Raw genomic sequence first — 15,683 nt, 5'->3', positions numbered from 1 at the left:
GGGCGCGGGTGTCGGGCCCGGCGACCAGGATCCTGCCCTCGTGCCACAGCAGGTCCATGCAGCCGTCCGGCAGCACGGGCCGTGCCCCGCCGTCCGACGGGGTGTTGGTCCACACCACGGCGCCGGCCAGCCGGGAGGGCCGTTCCCGGTACATGTCACGCCGCCCGGGTCCGGTGTTCCTGGGGGCTCAGCCCGTACACCCGTTTGAAGGCACTGGACAGGGCGAACGCGCTGCCGTAGCCGACCTGGCGGGCGATGGCGTCGAGGGTGTCGTCGGTGGCGCGCAGCCGGTCGGCGGCCAGGGCGAGGCGCCAGCCGGTGAGGTACGTCATCGGGGGCTCGCCCACGAGTGCGGTGAAGCGGCGGGCGAGGCCGGCCCGGGAGACGCCCGCCTTGGCGGCGAGGGACGCCACGGTCCAGGGGTGCGCCGGGTCGTCCTGGACGAGGCACAGGGCGCGGCCCACGACCGGGTCGGCGAGCGCCCGGTACCAGGCGGGCGCCTCGGCCTCGGGGCGGGAGAACCAGGCCCGCAGGGCGGCGATCACCAGCAGGTCCAGCATCCGGTCCAGGACGACCTCCTGACCGGGTTCGTCGCGGGCGATCTCCGCCATGAACAGCGGGGTGAGCGGGCACCGCCACACGTCGGCGGTGAGCGTCAGCAGCGGCGGCAGGGCGTCCAGCAGCCGGCGGCTGATCTCGCCGTCCATGGAGTACGTCCCGATCAGCACGGTGGTGGAGCCGTCCAGCCGGTCGCCCCAGGCGCGGACGCCGAGGTCCATGGTGCCGTTGAGGGAGCGGCCGTCGGGGTGGACGCAGCGGCCGTTCGGGAGGATCAGTGCCTGCGGGGGTGTGGCGGGGTCGTCGGCGCAGGTGTAGGGGGCGGGGCCGCGGGCGATGGCGAGGTCGCCGGCCGTGAGCCGGACCCGCTCGCCCGTGTCCGGCACGATCCACGCGTCGCCGCGCACCATCAGCATCACGGTCAGCGGGGCGCGGTCCTCCACCCGCACGCTCCACGGCGGGTCGAAGCACGCACGGATCATGAAGGCGCCACGCGCGCGTGGACCCTCGAGCAGACCTGCCATCGCGTCCATGCGATCAGCGTAGACGCGCGCTTATGGGAATGAGCCGTTCAGCGATGGGCCCGTGCCGCGCCCGGCAGTTGACTGAGGGCATGACACAGGACACGGCACGGAAGACGACGGTGGTGGTGACCGGCGCGACCGGTCGTACGGGCGGACGGGTGGCGCGGGCCGCCGAGGCCGCCGGGCTGACGGTGCGGGCGGCCTCCCGCGGGACGGGCTTCGACTGGTCGGACCCCTCGACCTGGGCGGAGGTGCTGCGCGGCGCGGACGCGGCGTACCTGGCGTATCCGACGGACATCGGTGCCCCGGAGGCGGCCGGCGCCGTCGGGCGGCTCGCCGGGGAGGCGGTGGCGTGCGGGGTGCGGCGGCTGGTGCTGCTGTCGGCGCGCGGGGAGGAACGGGCGCGGCCGGCCGAGGAGGCGCTGCGGGCGTCGGGCGCCGACTGGACGATCGTGCGGGCCGCGTGGTTCACGCAGAACTTCAGCGAGGGACCGCTGGCGGAGGAGCTGCGGCTCGGTGGCGGGCTGGTGTTCCCGGCCGCCGATGCGGTGCGGGAGCCGTTCGTCGACGCGCGGGACATCGCGGACGTGGTGGTGGCGGCGCTGACGTCGAACGGGCGGTACGCGGGCCGGGTGATCGACGTGACCGGGCCCCGGCTGTTGACCTGGGGCGAGGCGGTCGCGGAGATCGGAGCGGCGGCCGGGCGTGAGCTGTCGTACCGGGCGGTGCCGGCCCGGGAGTACCGGGCGCACCTGACCGGGTTCGGGGTGCCGGCCGAGGAGGCCGACTTCCTCATCGACCTGTTCGAGGAGCTGCTCGACGGCCGCAACGCCCACCTGTCGGATGGTGTGGAGCGCGTGCTGGGGCGAAAGCCGCACGACTTCACGGCGTTCGCGAAGGAGGCGGCGGAGGCGGGCGCCTGGTCGTGACCGCGCGGCAGTCGCGAAGGAGACGGCGGGGGCGGCGGGTCGGACACCGCGCGGCGTCCACGAGGGAGGCGGCAAGGGCGGGCGCCCGGTCGTGACCGCGCGGCAGTCGCGAAGGTGGTGGTCACTTTCCGGGGGGCGGGGGTTCCTCCCCGTTCCCGGCGCCCTTCGGCGAGGCCTTGGCGTGGGCGCGCAACCGCCCCGTCACGTCCTCCGGCGGCAGGAACCGCGACCACCGCTCGGGGAACTCGGAGGGCATGTCGGGATCGTCGGGGTCCTCGTGGGCGCGGGCGGCGGCCATGCGGGCGACGTACTCGGCGGCCTGCTCCTCGCGCAGCCGTTCGTTGACGGCGCGGGCGGCGGCGGTCGCGGCGGCCGGCCAGACCCGGTCGATCGCGGCGTTCATGGCGGCGCCGACGAGGACGGCGAACGCGCCCACGCCGATCCACAGCAGCACGGCGACGGCGGCGGCCAGTGAGCCGTAGATGGTGGCGCCCTCGATGGTGTTCTGGAGGTAGATGCGCAACAGGAAGCTGCCGAGCACCCACATGGCGAGGGCGACCAGGGCTCCGGGGACGTCCTCGATCCACGGGGAACGCACGGGCACGGACACGTGGTAGAGGGTGGTCAGGAAGGCGATCGACAGGACGATCACGACCGGCCAGTACAGCACCTGTACGACGGTCGCCGACCAGGGCACGACGCGTACGACCGCGTCCGGCCCGGCGACCATCAACGGCAGCGCGACCGAGCCGATCAGCAGGGCCGCGATGAACAGCAGGAACGCCACCAGCCGGGTCTTGACGATGCCGCGGACGCCGTCGAGGCCGTACATGACGGTGATGGTGTCGATGAAGACGTTCACGGCGCGCGAGCCGGACCACACGGCGAACAGGAAGCCTATGGAGATGACGTCGGGGCGGCCGCCCTTCATCACGTCGTCGAGGATCGGCTGGGCGATCTCCGCGACGCCCTTGTCGGACAGGACCGTGCGGGAGGCGTCGAGGAGGTTGGCCTCCAGGCTGGAGATGGTGTCGGTGCCGGTCCAGTCGTCGACGTAGCCGAGCAGGCCGATGAGGCTGAGCAGCAGCGGCGGCACGGACAGCAGGGTGAAGAACGCGGCCTCGGCGGCGAGGCCGAGGATGCGGTACTCGATGCAGGAGTTGGCGGTGTCCTTGAGCAGCAGCCAGGCGGTCCTGCGCTTGGAGACGTTCCGGTAGAGGGCACGCGCGCGGTGGAGACGCCCGGTGGGGGCCTCGGGGTGCTCGGGGGACTGACTTGCTGGCTGCACGCCCTAAAGGTATCCGCCGTTCGGGGCTGCGCTCACCTCCGGTGGGACGGCGTCCCACGCTCGGTGAGCGCCATATACGCCCGGGTCGGTCATGTCCGCGGTGGCCGGGGGTACGTTCGCGGTATGGCAGGCAGCACGCACACCGTGACCAACCAGCCCCCGCCCCTGCTGGGGTACGACGTCTACGGCGCCGACCGGGCGCTCGTGGCGGCCGTGGAACGCCATCTCGGCCCGGAGCTCCTCGACGAGGCGCACGGCGAGCTGTCCGCGCTGGGCCGGGCGGCGGGCTCGGCGCAGCTCCACGAGTGGGCGATCCAGGCCAACGAGAACCCGCCGACGCTGCGCACCCACGACCGCTACGGGCACCGCATCGACGAGGTCGACTTCCATCCGGCCTGGCACCGGCTGCTGGGCAAGGGCGTCGCGGCCGGTCTGACGGCGGCCTGGGCGCGGCCGGGCGGGCATGTGCGGCGGGCGGCGGGGTTCATGGTGTGGTCGCAGGTCGAGGCGGGCAACGGCTGTCCGCTGTCGATGACCCACGCGGCGGTGCCCGCCCTGCGCGCCGACCCGGCGCTGGCGGCCGAGTGGGAGCCCCGGCTGACGTCGACGGTCTACGAGCGTGAGCTGCGGCCCGCCCGGCTGAAGGCGGGGGCGCTGTTCGGGATGGGGATGACGGAGAAGCAGGGCGGCAGTGACGTCCGGGCGAACACCACGTCGGCGCGGCCGCTCGCCGAGGACGGGACGTACGAGCTGACCGGGCACAAGTGGTTCTGCTCGGCGCCGATGTCGGACGGTTTCCTGGTGCTGGCGCAGGCCGCGGAGGGCCTGACGTGTTTCCTCGTGCCGCGCGTGCTGGAGGACGGCACCCGCAACGTGTTCCGGTTGCAGCGGCTGAAGGACAAGCTGGGCAACCGGTCGAACGCCTCCGCCGAGGTGGAGTTCGACGGGACGTGGGCGCGCCGGGTCGGCGCGGAGGGGCGTGGGGTGCGCACCATCATCGACATGGTCGCGGCGACCCGGCTGGACTGCGTGCTGGGGTCGGCGGGGCTGATGCGGGCGGCCGTCGCGCAGGCGGTCCACCACTGCGCCCACCGGGAGGCGTTCGGCGGGAAGCTCCTCGACAAGCCGCTGATGCGCAATGTTCTGGCCGATCTGGCGCTGGAGTCGGAGGCGGCGACGACGCTGGGCCTGCGGCTCGCGGCCGCCTGTGACGACGGCGGCGAGCAGGAGCGGGCGCTGCTGCGGATCGCGGTGCCGGCCGCCAAGTACTGGGTGACCAAGCGCTGCACTCCGGTGACGGTGGAGGCGGCGGAGTGCCTGGGCGGCAACGGGTATGTGGAGGAGTCGGGGATGCCCCGGCTGGTGCGCGAGTCGCCGCTGAACTCGATCTGGGAGGGCGCGGGCAATGTGCAGGCGCTGGACGTGCTGCGGGCGCTGCGGCGGGAGCCGCAGGCGCTGAACGCCTACCTCCAGGAGGTGGGCCGGGCCCGCGGTGCCGATCACCGGCTGGACGCGGCGATCAAGGACCTGCTGACGGAACTGGCCGATCTGGACGGCGCGGAGGCGCGGGCGCGGCGGCTGGCGGAGCGGTTCGCACTGGTGCTCCAGGGCGCACTGCTCGTGCGGTTCGCGCCGCCGGAGGTGGCGGACGCGTTCTGCGCGTCACGGCTGGGCGGCGACGCGGGCGCGGCCTTCGGGTCGCTGCCGCACACCCTGGATCTGAAGGCGTTGGTGGAGCGGGCCCGGCCACGGGTGTGACCTGCGGAAACAGATGCGGGGGTGGTGCTGCGCCGACACGGCACCACCCCCGCGACGTTGGCCCTGCGAGGCCAGGAGCGCCGCTCGGGACGGCGCGCCACAAGTTTCGGACAGGCCGTGGACGTTGACCAGGGTTGCAAGAGGTTGCAACGTGGCCGACCGGGTGTCCGGAGTGTGTCCCTCCGTCGCGGAGGGACGGCAAGATGGGTGACCGCCAGTAAGACCGGAAACAGTCGGCGCGAGAGCTTGACATCCGGTCGTCGTCCGCAGGTGTGCTCACCGGGAGGCCCCAGTGGCGAAGTCGCCGATGAATGTGCCGCAGCTCGTGGCCGTCGACGCCGCGCGGGCGGCGCGGGTGCTCAGCGAGGTGCGCGACGCCCGGCTCGCGGGCCGGCCGGCGCGGGTGGCGCCGCGCCCGGTGATCGAGGAGTCCTGGGAGCGGATGCTGCGCAGCGGCGTCGACCCCGAGCGTGGGGTCAGAGCGGGTCTGCTGTCCGAGGAGGAGGTACGGCGGCGGCGGGAGGAGTCACCGCTGCGGGACGTGCTGCCGGTGCTGCGCGAGGGCCTGCTGTCGGTGGCGGACGTCGCCCACCACATCATGGTGGTCGCCGACGAGGAGGGCCGGGTGCTGTGGCGCGAGGGCTGCTCCCCGGTGCTGCGCAAGGCCGACGGGCTGGGGTTCGAACTGGGTGCCGACTGGCGGGAGGACGTCGTCGGCACCAATGGCGTGGGCACGCCGGCGGTGGTGCGCCGGCCGGTGCAGGTGTTCGCGGCGGAGCACTTCGTGCGTTCGCACGCCACCTGGACGTGCGCCGGCGCCCCGATCACCGATCCGCGCAACGGGCGGCTGCTGGGGGTGGTGGACATCAGCGGGCCGCTGGAGACGATGCATCCGGCCACCCTGGCCTGGGTCGACTCGGTGGCGAAGCTGGCGGAGGCGAGGCTGCGGGAGGCGCATCTGGGGGCGCTGGAGCGGCTGCGGGCGGTGGCGGCGCCGGTGCTGGCCCGGCTGGGCGGCCGGGCGGCGGTGGTGGACGGGGACGGCTGGACGGCGGCGGTCACCGGGATGCCGTACACGAGCCGGATCGCGTTGCCGAAGTCGCCCTCGGCGGGCCGTCGGTTGCTGCCGGGGTTCGGGCCGTGCGTGATGGAGCCGCTGGCCGGGGGGTGGCTGCTGCGGTCCGTCGACCGGGCGGCGGAGCCGCTGCCGTCCGGTGCGACGCGGATCGTGCTGGATCTGACCCGGGCGCGCCGCTGGTCGGTGACGGTCACCGGCGCGGCGGGCTCGTGGTCCCATGAACTCAGTCCCCGGCACGCCGAGCTGCTGTACCTGCTGGCGGTGCGGCGGGGCGGCCGCAGTGCCGCGGGGCTGGCCGAGGACATGTTCGGGGACTCGGCGCGGACGGTGACGGTACGGGCCGAGATGTCGCGGGTCCGGCGGTACCTCGGGGGACTTCTGGAACACCGGCCGTATCGTTTCTGCGATACGGCGGAGGTGGAGGTGCTCCTCCCGGGCGACCCGAGGGACCTGCTGCCGCACTCCACCGCCCCCGCGGTGGCCGCCGCACGTACGTCTGATTCGGTGCGATAGGCCCTGGTTCGGGCGGCTCGCCGCTCCCGTGGACCGGGTCGCGTCCGGGCATCTTCCGTCCATGTTCTGGGTCTTCGTCCGCAACAGGGGTCGTCTGCCGTAGCATCCCTCTACGGGTCACCCCACCTGCTCCTCGATCAACGTACGGATCATCAGGCGCAGTTGGCCCGCCTCGGGAGGACGAATGAAGCATCGTGGCCGACATCGCCGACGCAGGCAGGGCAAGGCCCTGCGCGCGTTCCTGGCCGGAACCGCCCTCGCGCTCACCGCCGCCGCCACCATGATCAGCGCCTCCCAGGCGACCGTCACCGGCGATCCCGGTGCCCTGAAGCCGCTCGCCTCCGCCGACACCGACGCGCTGCGGCTGACCGCGCACCCGCTGGCGCCCTCCTCCCTGGACCGGCTCAGCGCCGCGATGGGCGCGCCGGTCGGTGTCGACACCGTGCTCGGCGACGCCCGGCACACCCTGCGCGACGCGGCCGACTGCACGGCCGCGGAGCGCGAGACGCTGCCCGTCTCCCCGACGGCCACCGCCGCGTACTGCTGGAAGACCGAGGACACCGCGGGCTGGCGGCCGGGTGCGGTCACCACCTCCGGCGACGCGGACCACGACGGGCGGTGGGGCCGGCACCGGGTGGTCCTGTCCGCCTGGTCCCGCGGCGGCGGACCGGCCGCCGACCGGGGCCTGGCCCGGGTCGCCTTCGTCGACGCGGGCGACCCCGACCGCCTCGCCTACACCTGGGCGCTGCTGGCCGTCCCGGTCGACGGCGGTCGCGACTACCGGGGGCTGGTCTCCCATGTCTCCGGCATGGTCTGGTACGAGGACAAGCTGCTGGTCACCGCCGACGACGGGGACCGCGCCGCACTGTACGTGTACGACGTGAACCGCATCCAGCGGGCCACTGTCACCGGCGACGCGGTCGGCCGGGTGCCCGGCGGCTGGTCGGCGCACGGCTACCGGTACGTCCTGCCGGCCGTCGCCACCTACCGGCTCGCCGACGGCGCGGGCGCCCCGCGCCCCACCGCGCTCTCCCTCGACCGCAGCACCGCGCCGGACAGCCTGGTCGCCGCGGAGTGGACCCGCGACGACGGCGACCGCGGCGCCCGTCTGTGGCGCTACGCCTTCGACACCCGGGGCACCGGCCTGCTCGCCGACGACGGCACCGGGCGGGTCGAGGCGACCGAGGCGTACTCGACGAAGCTGACCGGCGTGCGCGGTGTGCTGGCCTACCGGGACGCCTGGTACCTGACCCGGGCCGCCGGTCCGGGTGACGCGCACGGGACGCTGTGGCGCCAGGACACCGAGGGGGCGCGGCCCGCGGTGTGCGCTGCGGACGACGTGCGCGACTGCTGGAGCGGGCGCACGGAGTCCCTCTCCTACGCGGAGGCGACCGGCGAGGTGTGGACCCAGTCGGACCGGGTGCTGTTCTCGCTGCCACTGGCCTCCGTCGACAGAGCGGCGGAGTAGATGATTCCCTGGCGGGCATGACCAACATCCCCGTGACCACCTGGTCCCTGGAGCAGACCGCGCCGAGTGACGTCCTGCCCGCCGCCGCCCCCGAGGGCGACGTCCGGATCGTCCGCTCCGAGGCGCCCTCGCCCGAGTTCAGCCGCTTCCTGTATGCGTCGGTCGGCGGGGACATCCGCTGGGTCGACCGGCTGGTCTGGCCGTACGCGCGCTGGCAGGAGTACCTGGCCCGGCCCGGTGTGGAGACGTGGGTGGCTTACGAGCGGGGCACCCCGGCCGGATACGTCGAGCTCGATCCGCAGGACGACGGTGTGGTGGAGATCGCCTACTTCGGGCTGATCCCGGCCTTCCGCGGCCGTCGGATCGGCGGGCATCTGCTGTCGTACGGCGCCGCCCGCGCGTGGGATCTCGCGGAGCGCTGGCCGGGGCTGCCGGAGACCAAGCGGGTGTGGCTGCACACCTGCAGCCTGGACGGCGAGCACGCGATGGACAACTATCTGCGCCGGGGCTTCAAGCTGTTCGACACCAAGGTCGAGGAGCGGCCCGAGGTGACCGCTCCGGGCCCCTGGCCGGGCGCATACTCTGTCTGAACAGCATCGACAAGAGGCGCCGCACACCTTGTGACTCACACCACCCTTGTCTCATCTTTCGGGACAAGGGTGTCCGCATGACGGACGAAGCTGGACTGTGTCCAGATCGCCGTGCCACGCTGCCGTCATGTCTGGAACTGGAATTGCCTTGGTGAGTCGGCGGCACGTCGACCTCGGCCGCATGTCCAGCGCCATCTGTCCGGCGAGCTGACAGCCACAGCACCGCCGATCTCCGTTCCAGCCTCCCCCGCCTGCGCAAGGACGCGCACGCCTGCCCCCATGCGCCCGTACGCGCAGGTCAGAGCCGATCTTTCCGCCTGTCCCGAAGGACGTAGTCACCATGGCCGCCACCCCGCAGAACCCTGCCGCCTCCGCGCCCCGCCGCAAGGTGAGCCGTCACCGCGGCGAGGGTCAGTGGGCCGTGGGTCACTTCACCCCGCTCAACGGCAACGAACAGTTCAAGAAGGACGACGACGGTCTCAATGTGCGGACACGCATTGAGACGATCTACTCCAAGCGGGGGTTCGACTCGATCGACCCCAACGACCTGCGCGGCCGGATGCGCTGGTGGGGCCTGTACACCCAGCGCAAGCCCGGCATCGACGGCGGCAAGACCGCGGTCCTGGAGCCGGAGGAGCTGGACGACAAGTACTTCATGCTGCGCGTCCGCATCGACGGCGGCCGGCTCACCACGCAGCAGCTGCGGGTGATCGGTGAGATCTCGCAGGAGTTCGCGCGCGGCACCGCCGACATCACCGACCGGCAGAACGTGCAGTACCACTGGATCCGCATCGAGGACGTGCCGGAGATCTGGAACCGCCTGGAGGCGGTCGGCCTGTCCACCACCGAGGCCTGCGGCGACACGCCCCGCGTGATCATCGGCTCGCCGGTGGCCGGCATCGCCGAGGACGAGATCATCGACGGCACCCCCGCCATCGAGGAGATCCACCGCCGGGTCATCGGCAACAAGGCCTTCTCCAACCTGCCCCGCAAGTTCAAGTCCGCGATCTCCGGCTCGCCGCTGCTGGACGTGGCGCACGAGATCAACGACGTCGCGTTCGTCGGCGTGAACCACCCCGAGCACGGCCCCGGCTTCGACCTGTGGGTCGGCGGCGGCCTGTCCACCAACCCCAAGATCGGCGTCCGGCTCGGCGCCTGGGTCCCGCTGGACGAGGTCCCCGAGGTCTACGAGGGCGTCATCTCGATCTTCCGTGACTACGGCTACCGCCGGCTGCGCACCCGCGCCCGGCTGAAGTTCCTGGTCGCGGACTGGGGCGCGGAGAAGTTCCGGCAGGTGCTCCAGGACGAGTACCTCAAGCGCGAGCTGGTCGACGGGCCCGCCCCCGAGCAGCCGGTCGCCCGCTGGCGCGACCACGTGGGTGTGCACCGGCAGAAGGACGGCCGTTTCTACGTCGGTTTCGCACCGCGCGTCGGCCGCGTCGACGGCACGACCCTGGCGAAGATCGCCGACCTCGCCGAGGCGCACGGCTCCGGCCGCGTCCGCACCACCGTCGAGCAGAAGATGATCGTCCTCGACGTGGAGGAGGCGCAGGTCGACTCGCTCGTCGCGGGTCTGGAGGCGCTGGACCTCACGGTCAGCCCGTCCCCGTTCCGGCGCGGCACCATGGCCTGCACCGGCATCGAGTACTGCAAGCTCGCCATCGTCGAGACCAAGCAGCGCGGCATCTCCCTGATCGACGAACTCGAGCGCCGCATCCCGGAGTTCGACGAGCCGATCACCATCAACATCAACGGCTGCCCGAACGCCTGCGCCCGTATCCAGGTCGCGGACATCGGTCTCAAGGGCCAGCTGGTCCTCAACGACAAGGGCGAGCAGGTCGAGGGCTACCAGGTGCACCTGGGCGGCGCGCTCGGTCTGGACGCCGGGTTCGGCCGCAAGGTCCGTGGCCTGAAGGTCACCGCCGAGGAGCTGCCCGACTACGTCGAGCGGGTCCTGAAGCGGTTCGAGGCGGAGCGCGAGGACGGCGAGCGGTTCGCGACCTGGGCGGCCCGGGCCGGCGAGGAGGCCCTTTCGTGAGCGCGGCGAACGAAACGAAGGACGCGCCATGAGCGAGCGGGCCGCACCCTTCTACTGCCCGTACTGCGGCGACGAGGACCTGCGTCCGAGCGAGCAGAGTCACGGCGCCTGGGAATGCGCGGCGTGCAACCGCGCATTCCAGCTGAAGTTCCTCGGGCTGCTCGCCCGGGGCGTTCAGCGCACCGACCCGGAAGGGGACCGGATATGACGGCGGTTCAGGAAGACCGCGGCACTGAAGAGCTGAAGGCGCTCGCCGAGCAGGCGGGCCGCGACCTGGAGGACGCCTCCGCGCTGGAGATCCTCCAGTGGGCGGTGGACACCTTCGGCAAGGAGTTCTGCGTCACCTCCTCCATGGAGGACGCGGTGGTCGCGCATCTGGCGTCCCGCGTGCTGAAGGGCGTGGACGTGGTGTTCCTGGACACCGGATACCACTTCCCCGAGACCATCGGCACCCGCGACGCGGTGGAGGCCGTGATGGACGTCAACGTCATCACCCTCACCCCACGCCGGACGGTCGCCGAGCAGGACGCCGAGCACGGGCCGAAGCTGCACGACCGCGACCCCGACCTGTGCTGCAAGCTGCGCAAGGTGCAGCCGCTGGAAGAGGGCCTCAAGAGCTACCGGGCGTGGGCGACCGGCCTGCGCCGCGACGAGTCCCCGACCCGGGCGAACACCCCGGTCGTCGGCTGGGACGAGAAGCGGCGGAAGGTGAAGATCTCCCCCATCGCCCGCTGGACGCAGGACGACGTGGACGCCTACGTCGCCGAGCACGGCGTCCTGACCAACCCGCTGCTGATGGACGGCTACGCCTCCGTCGGCTGCGCCCCCTGCACCCGTCGCGTCCTGGAGGGCGAGGACGCGCGCGCCGGCCGCTGGGCGGGCCGCGCGAAGACCGAGTGCGGGCTGCACGGATGACGACCGCCACCGAGAAGCAGGAGAACCACGTGACGACCGGAGCCACCGTCTGGCTCACGGGTCTGCCGAGCGCCGGCAAGACCACCATCGCGTACGAGCTGGCCGGCCGGCTGCGCGAGGAGGGCCACCTCGTCGAGGTGCTCGACGGCGACGAGATCCGCGAGTTCATCTCGGCGGGCCTCGGTTTCAGCCGCGAGGACCGGCACACCAACGTGCAGCGCATCGGCTTCGTCGCCGAACTCCTCGCCCGCAACGGGGTGAAGGCGCTGGTCCCGGTGATCGCGCCGTACACCGACAGCCGTGACGCCGTGCGCAAGCGGCACGACACGAACGGCACGGCGTACCTGGAGGTGCATGTGGCGACCCCGGTCGAGGTGTGCAGCGAACGGGACGTGAAGGGCCTGTACGCCAAGCAGGCGGCGGGCGAGCTGACCGGGCTCACCGGGGTCGACGACCCGTACGAGGTGCCCGAGTCGCCGGATCTGCGGATCGAGTCCCAGAACCAGACCGTTCAGGAGTCCGCGGCGGCGGTGTACGCCCTGCTCAGCGAAAGGGGACTGGTGTGACGACCGTCGTCAGGTCCGAGGAGGGCACGGGCACCCCGTACGCCCTGAGCCACCTGGACGCGCTGGAGTCCGAGGCGGTGCACATCTTCCGCGAGGTGGCGGGCGAGTTCGAGAACCCGGTGATCCTGTTCTCCGGCGGCAAGGACTCCATCGTCATGCTGCACCTGGCGCTGAAGGCGTTCACGCCGGCGCCGGTGCCGTTCTCGCTGCTGCACGTGGACACCGGGCACAACTTCCCCGAGGTCATCGAGTACCGCGACCGCACGGTGGACCGGCACAACCTGCGGCTGCACGTCGCCTCGGTGCAGGACTACATCGACCGGGGTGTGCTGAAGGAGCGTCCGGACGGCACCCGCAACCCGCTGCAGACGCTGCCGCTGACGGAGAAGATCCAGAGCGAGCGGTTCGACGCCGTGTTCGGCGGTGGCCGCCGGGACGAGGAGAAGGCCCGCGCGAAGGAGCGGGTGTTCTCCCTGCGGGACGAGTTCTCCCAGTGGGACCCGCGCCGCCAGCGCCCCGAGCTGTGGAACCTGTACAACGGACGGCACGCGCCCGGTGAGCACGTCCGGGTGTTCCCGCTGTCCAACTGGACCGAGCTGGACGTGTGGCAGTACATCGCCCGCGAGGGCATCGAGCTGCCGGAGATCTACTTCGCGCACGAGCGGGAGGTGTTCCAGCGGGCCGGGATGTGGCTGACCGCCGGCGAGTGGGGCGGGCCCAAGGAGGGCGAGACCGTCGAGAAGCGCCTGGTGCGCTACCGGACCGTCGGTGACATGTCCTGCACCGGTGCCGTCGACTCCGACGCGACCACGCTGGACGCCGTCATCGCCGAGATCGCCGCCTCCCGGCTGACCGAGCGCGGCGCCACCCGCGCCGACGACAAGCTCTCCGAGGCCGCGATGGAAGACCGCAAGCGCGAGGGGTACTTCTAAGCATGAGCACGACCACGACCGAGGAACTCTCGGCCACGACCCTGCTGCGGTTCGCCACCGCCGGCTCCGTCGACGACGGCAAGTCCACGCTCGTCGGACGGCTGCTGCACGACTCCAAGTCGATCCTCACCGACCAGTTGGAGGCCGTGGAGCGCGCCTCGGCGAGCCGCGGCGCGGAGGGCCCGGACCTGGCGCTGCTGACGGACGGTCTGCGCGCCGAGCGGGAACAGGGCATCACCATCGACGTGGCGTACCGTTACTTCGCCACGCCCCGGCGCCGGTTCATCCTCGCCGACACGCCCGGCCATGTGCAGTACACCCGCAACATGGTGACGGGTGCCTCCACGGCCGAGCTGACGGTGATCCTGGTCGACGCCCGCAACGGGGTCGTCGAGCAGACCCGCCGGCACGCCGCGATCGCCGCCCTGCTGCGCGTCCCGCATGTCGTGCTCGCGGTCAACAAGATGGACCTGGTCGACTACCAGGAGCCGGTGTTCGCCGCGATCGCCGAGGAGTTCACGGCGTACGCGACCGAGCTGGGCGTCCCCGAGGTCACCGCGATCCCGATCTCGGCGCTCGCCGGCGACAACGTGGTGGACCCCTCCGCCAACATGGACTGGTACGGCGGCCCGACCGTCCTGGAGCACCTGGAGACCGTCCCGGTCAGCCACGACCTGGCGCACTGCCACGCCCGGCTGCCCGTGCAGTACGTGATCCGTCCGCAGACCGCCGAGCACCCCGACTACCGCGGGTACGCGGGGCAGATCGCCGCCGGCACCTTCCGCGTCGGCGAGGCGGTCACCGTCCTGCCGTCCGGCCGGACGACGACGATCGCCGGGATCGACCTGCTGGGTGAGTCCGTCGACGTGGCGTGGACGACGCAGTCGGTGACCGTGCTGCTCACGGACGACATCGACGTCTCGCGCGGCGACCTGATCGTGCCCAGCAAGGACGCGCCGGCCACCACGCAGGACGTCGAGGCGACCGTCTGCCATGTCGCGGACCAGCCGCTGGCCGTCGGCCACCGGGTGCTGCTCAAGCACGGCACCCGCACGGTCAAGGCGATCGTCAAGGACATCCCGTCCCGTCTCACCCTCGACGACCTGTCCCTGCACCCGCACCCGGGACAGCTCGTCGCCAACGACATCGGCCGGGTGAAGATCCGCACCGCGGAGCCGATCCCCGTCGACTCCTACGCCGACTCCCGCCGCATGGGCTCGTTCATCCTGATCGACCCCAACGACGGCACGACGCTCACCGCGGGCATGGTCGGCGAGTCCTTCGCCTCCCCGGAGCCGGTCAAGGACCACGACGAGGACGACGGGTGGGACTTCTGAGGATGTCCTCCACCGACTACTACGCCACGTTCGCCAAGGAGGGCGGCCGCGTCGGCAGCGGCGCCCTGGGCAGCGGTCAGGGCGGGGTGGCGCGATGTGCGCCGTGACGTGCGCGCATCCCATGCGCCCCCGCACGCACCACCGCCGCAAGCGACGACCCGCCGACTTCCCGGCCACGGCCTGAGACCGTGACCGCCGGGCCGACGAGAGGAACACCTCCCGTGCCTGCCTCATCCAGCCTCCGCCGTGCCTTCGCGGTGATGGCCGCACTGCCTCTGCTGACGCTGGCCGCCTGCGGTTACGGCTCCAGGGCGGCCGAGACGCCGTCCGCGCAGAAGGTGGTGGCCGGGGCGGAGAAGATCGACGGGCTCGACTCCGTGAAGATCGGCTACTTCGGCAACCTGACGCACGGGACCGCCCTCGTCGGGGTGAACAAGGGCTACTTCCAGAAGGCTCTCGGCGGCACTCAGGCCAAGTACCAGGTCTTCAACGCCGGCCCCTCGGAGATCGAGGCCCTCAACTCCGGCTCCATCGACATCGGCTGGATCGGTCCGTCGCCGGCGATCAACGGCTATACGAAGGCGGGCGGCAAGAACCTGCGGATCATCGGCGGTTCGGCGTCCGGCGGGGTCAAGCTGGTGGTGAACCCCGCGAAGATCAAGACGTTGAAGGACGTCAAGGGCAAGCGGATCGCGACCCCGCAGCTGGGCAACACGCAGGACGTGGCGCTGCTCAACTGGATCTCGGAGCAGGGCTGGAAGGTCGACGCGGAGAGCGGCAAGGGTGATGTGTCGGTGATCCGTACCGACAACAAGGTCACCCCGGACGCCTACAAGTCGGGTTCCGTCGACGGCGCGTGGGTGCCGGAGCCGACGGCGTCGAAGCTGGTCGCCGAGGGTGCCAAGGTGCTGCTGGACGAGGCCGATCTGTGGCCGGACAAGAAGTTCGTGATCACGAACATCATCGTGCGGCAGGAGTTCCTCAAGGAGCACCCGAAGGCCGTCGAGGCCGTGCTGAAGGCGTCGGTCGAGGCCAACAAGTGGATCAGCGCCGACCCGGACGCGGCGAAGGCCGCGGCGAACGCGCAGCTGAAGGCGGACTCCGGCAAGGCGCTGCCGGCGGACGTCCTCGACCCGGCGTGGAAGTCCATCACCTTCCTCGACGATCCGCTGGCCGCGACCCTCGACGC

The 15,683-nt window shown here is 72.1% G+C and carries 15 protein-coding genes and 1 pseudogene; 13 read left to right on the top strand and 3 right to left on the bottom strand.

Translation table 11 applies throughout. From position 1 onward, the window contains the following. Together ALMP_RS18215 and ALMP_RS18210 are read right to left on the bottom strand one after the other, a co-directional pair. Positions 1 to 154 (bottom strand): annotated as a pseudogene (locus tag ALMP_RS18215) (AraC family transcriptional regulator); the annotation flags it as partial. A 1-nt stretch (position 155) separates the two neighbouring features. Next, a complete protein-coding gene (locus ALMP_RS18210; RefSeq protein WP_264929500.1) occupies positions 156 to 1,091 on the bottom strand; it encodes an AraC family transcriptional regulator in 936 nt (311 codons plus the stop codon). A gap of 80 nt (positions 1,092 to 1,171) precedes the next feature. Here ALMP_RS18210 and ALMP_RS18205 point away from each other — a divergent pair, with 80 nt between their 5' ends. Beyond that, a complete protein-coding gene (locus ALMP_RS18205) occupies positions 1,172 to 2,011 on the top strand; it encodes an NAD(P)H-binding protein (RefSeq protein WP_264929498.1) in 840 nt (279 codons plus the stop codon). A gap of 121 nt (positions 2,012 to 2,132) precedes the next feature. Here the strand turns inward: ALMP_RS18205 and ALMP_RS18200 are convergent, their stop codons facing one another. Continuing rightward, a complete protein-coding gene (locus ALMP_RS18200; protein WP_264929497.1) occupies positions 2,133 to 3,299 on the bottom strand; it encodes a YihY/virulence factor BrkB family protein in 1,167 nt (388 codons plus the stop codon). Positions 3,300 to 3,422: 123 nt separating this feature from the next. Here ALMP_RS18200 and ALMP_RS18195 point away from each other — a divergent pair, with 123 nt between their 5' ends. From ALMP_RS18195 to ALMP_RS18145, 12 genes are all read left to right on the top strand, one after another. Continuing rightward, a complete protein-coding gene (locus ALMP_RS18195; RefSeq protein ID WP_264929496.1) occupies positions 3,423 to 5,057 on the top strand; it encodes an acyl-CoA dehydrogenase family protein in 1,635 nt (544 codons plus the stop codon). 307 nt (positions 5,058 to 5,364) lie between these two features. Continuing rightward, a complete protein-coding gene (locus ALMP_RS18190) occupies positions 5,365 to 6,648 on the top strand; it encodes a GAF domain-containing protein (RefSeq protein WP_264929619.1) in 1,284 nt (427 codons plus the stop codon). Between the two features lie 184 nt (positions 6,649 to 6,832). Further along, positions 6,833 to 8,116: a hypothetical protein gene (locus ALMP_RS18185; RefSeq protein WP_264929495.1), complete on the top strand. Its 1,284-nt coding sequence runs from the start codon at positions 6,833 to 6,835 to the stop codon at positions 8,114 to 8,116. Positions 8,117 to 8,133: 17 nt separating this feature from the next. Then, a complete protein-coding gene (locus tag ALMP_RS18180) occupies positions 8,134 to 8,706 on the top strand; it encodes a GNAT family N-acetyltransferase (RefSeq protein WP_264929493.1) in 573 nt (190 codons plus the stop codon). 127 nt (positions 8,707 to 8,833) lie between these two features. Next, positions 8,834 to 8,917, top strand: a complete 84-nt coding sequence (locus ALMP_RS44400) for a putative leader peptide (protein WP_309486338.1) — start codon at positions 8,834 to 8,836, stop codon at positions 8,915 to 8,917. 129 nt (positions 8,918 to 9,046) lie between these two features. Further along, entirely contained in the window at positions 9,047 to 10,744 is a 1,698-nt protein-coding gene (locus ALMP_RS18175) for a nitrite/sulfite reductase (RefSeq protein WP_264929491.1), read from the top strand. Between the two features lie 28 nt (positions 10,745 to 10,772). Beyond that, on the top strand, positions 10,773 to 10,952 hold the full coding sequence (locus tag ALMP_RS18170) for a hypothetical protein (protein WP_264929489.1): 180 nt from the start codon (positions 10,773 to 10,775) through the stop codon (positions 10,950 to 10,952). Next, complete coding sequence (locus tag ALMP_RS18165; protein ID WP_264929487.1) at positions 10,949 to 11,659, top strand: phosphoadenylyl-sulfate reductase; 711 nt, start codon at positions 10,949 to 10,951, stop codon at positions 11,657 to 11,659. Before ALMP_RS18170 ends, ALMP_RS18165 begins: the two co-directional genes overlap by 4 nt. Next, positions 11,656 to 12,225, top strand: coding sequence for an adenylyl-sulfate kinase (gene cysC / locus ALMP_RS18160; protein ID WP_264929485.1), 570 nt, complete (start codon positions 11,656 to 11,658; stop codon positions 12,223 to 12,225). The genes ALMP_RS18165 and cysC overlap by 4 nt, the downstream gene beginning before the upstream one ends. Continuing rightward, positions 12,222 to 13,157: a sulfate adenylyltransferase subunit CysD gene (cysD, locus tag ALMP_RS18155; RefSeq protein WP_264929483.1), complete on the top strand. Its 936-nt coding sequence runs from the start codon at positions 12,222 to 12,224 to the stop codon at positions 13,155 to 13,157. Before cysC ends, cysD begins: the two co-directional genes overlap by 4 nt. A 2-nt stretch (positions 13,158 to 13,159) precedes the next feature. Next, a complete protein-coding gene (locus ALMP_RS18150; protein WP_264929481.1) occupies positions 13,160 to 14,494 on the top strand; it encodes a sulfate adenylyltransferase subunit 1 in 1,335 nt (444 codons plus the stop codon). Between the two features lie 221 nt (positions 14,495 to 14,715). Beyond that, positions 14,716 to 15,683: ABC transporter substrate-binding protein (locus ALMP_RS18145; protein ID WP_264929478.1), on the top strand; the 968-nt coding region annotated here is incomplete at its 3' end.

It is taken from the genome of Streptomyces sp. A012304, assembly GCF_026008495.1.
GTDB lineage: Bacteria > Actinomycetota > Actinomycetes > Streptomycetales > Streptomycetaceae > Streptomyces.
Note: the sequence above shows the minus strand (reverse complement) of the source record. Positions and strands in the feature narration are given on the sequence as shown.

What these genes read in the sequence shown, in the direction of transcription:
- ALMP_RS18210 (WP_264929500.1), bottom strand. Translation starts at nt 1,091, where the DNA reads ATGGACGCGATGGCAGGTCTGCTCGAGGGTCCACGCGCGCGTGGCGCC.
- ALMP_RS18205 (WP_264929498.1), top strand. Translation starts at nt 1,172, where the DNA reads ATGACACAGGACACGGCACGGAAGACGACGGTGGTGGTGACCGGCGCG.
- ALMP_RS18195 (WP_264929496.1), top strand. Translation starts at nt 3,423, where the DNA reads ATGGCAGGCAGCACGCACACCGTGACCAACCAGCCCCCGCCCCTGCTG.
- ALMP_RS18190 (WP_264929619.1), top strand. Translation starts at nt 5,365, where the DNA reads ATGAATGTGCCGCAGCTCGTGGCCGTCGACGCCGCGCGGGCGGCGCGG.
- ALMP_RS18185 (WP_264929495.1), top strand. Translation starts at nt 6,833, where the DNA reads ATGAAGCATCGTGGCCGACATCGCCGACGCAGGCAGGGCAAGGCCCTG.
- ALMP_RS18180 (WP_264929493.1), top strand. Translation starts at nt 8,134, where the DNA reads ATGACCAACATCCCCGTGACCACCTGGTCCCTGGAGCAGACCGCGCCG.
- ALMP_RS44400 (WP_309486338.1), top strand. Translation starts at nt 8,834, where the DNA reads ATGTCTGGAACTGGAATTGCCTTGGTGAGTCGGCGGCACGTCGACCTC.
- ALMP_RS18175 (WP_264929491.1), top strand. Translation starts at nt 9,047, where the DNA reads ATGGCCGCCACCCCGCAGAACCCTGCCGCCTCCGCGCCCCGCCGCAAG.
- ALMP_RS18170 (WP_264929489.1), top strand. Translation starts at nt 10,773, where the DNA reads ATGAGCGAGCGGGCCGCACCCTTCTACTGCCCGTACTGCGGCGACGAG.
- ALMP_RS18165 (WP_264929487.1), top strand. Translation starts at nt 10,949, where the DNA reads ATGACGGCGGTTCAGGAAGACCGCGGCACTGAAGAGCTGAAGGCGCTC.
- cysC (WP_264929485.1), top strand. Translation starts at nt 11,656, where the DNA reads ATGACGACCGCCACCGAGAAGCAGGAGAACCACGTGACGACCGGAGCC.
- ALMP_RS18150 (WP_264929481.1), top strand. Translation starts at nt 13,160, where the DNA reads ATGAGCACGACCACGACCGAGGAACTCTCGGCCACGACCCTGCTGCGG.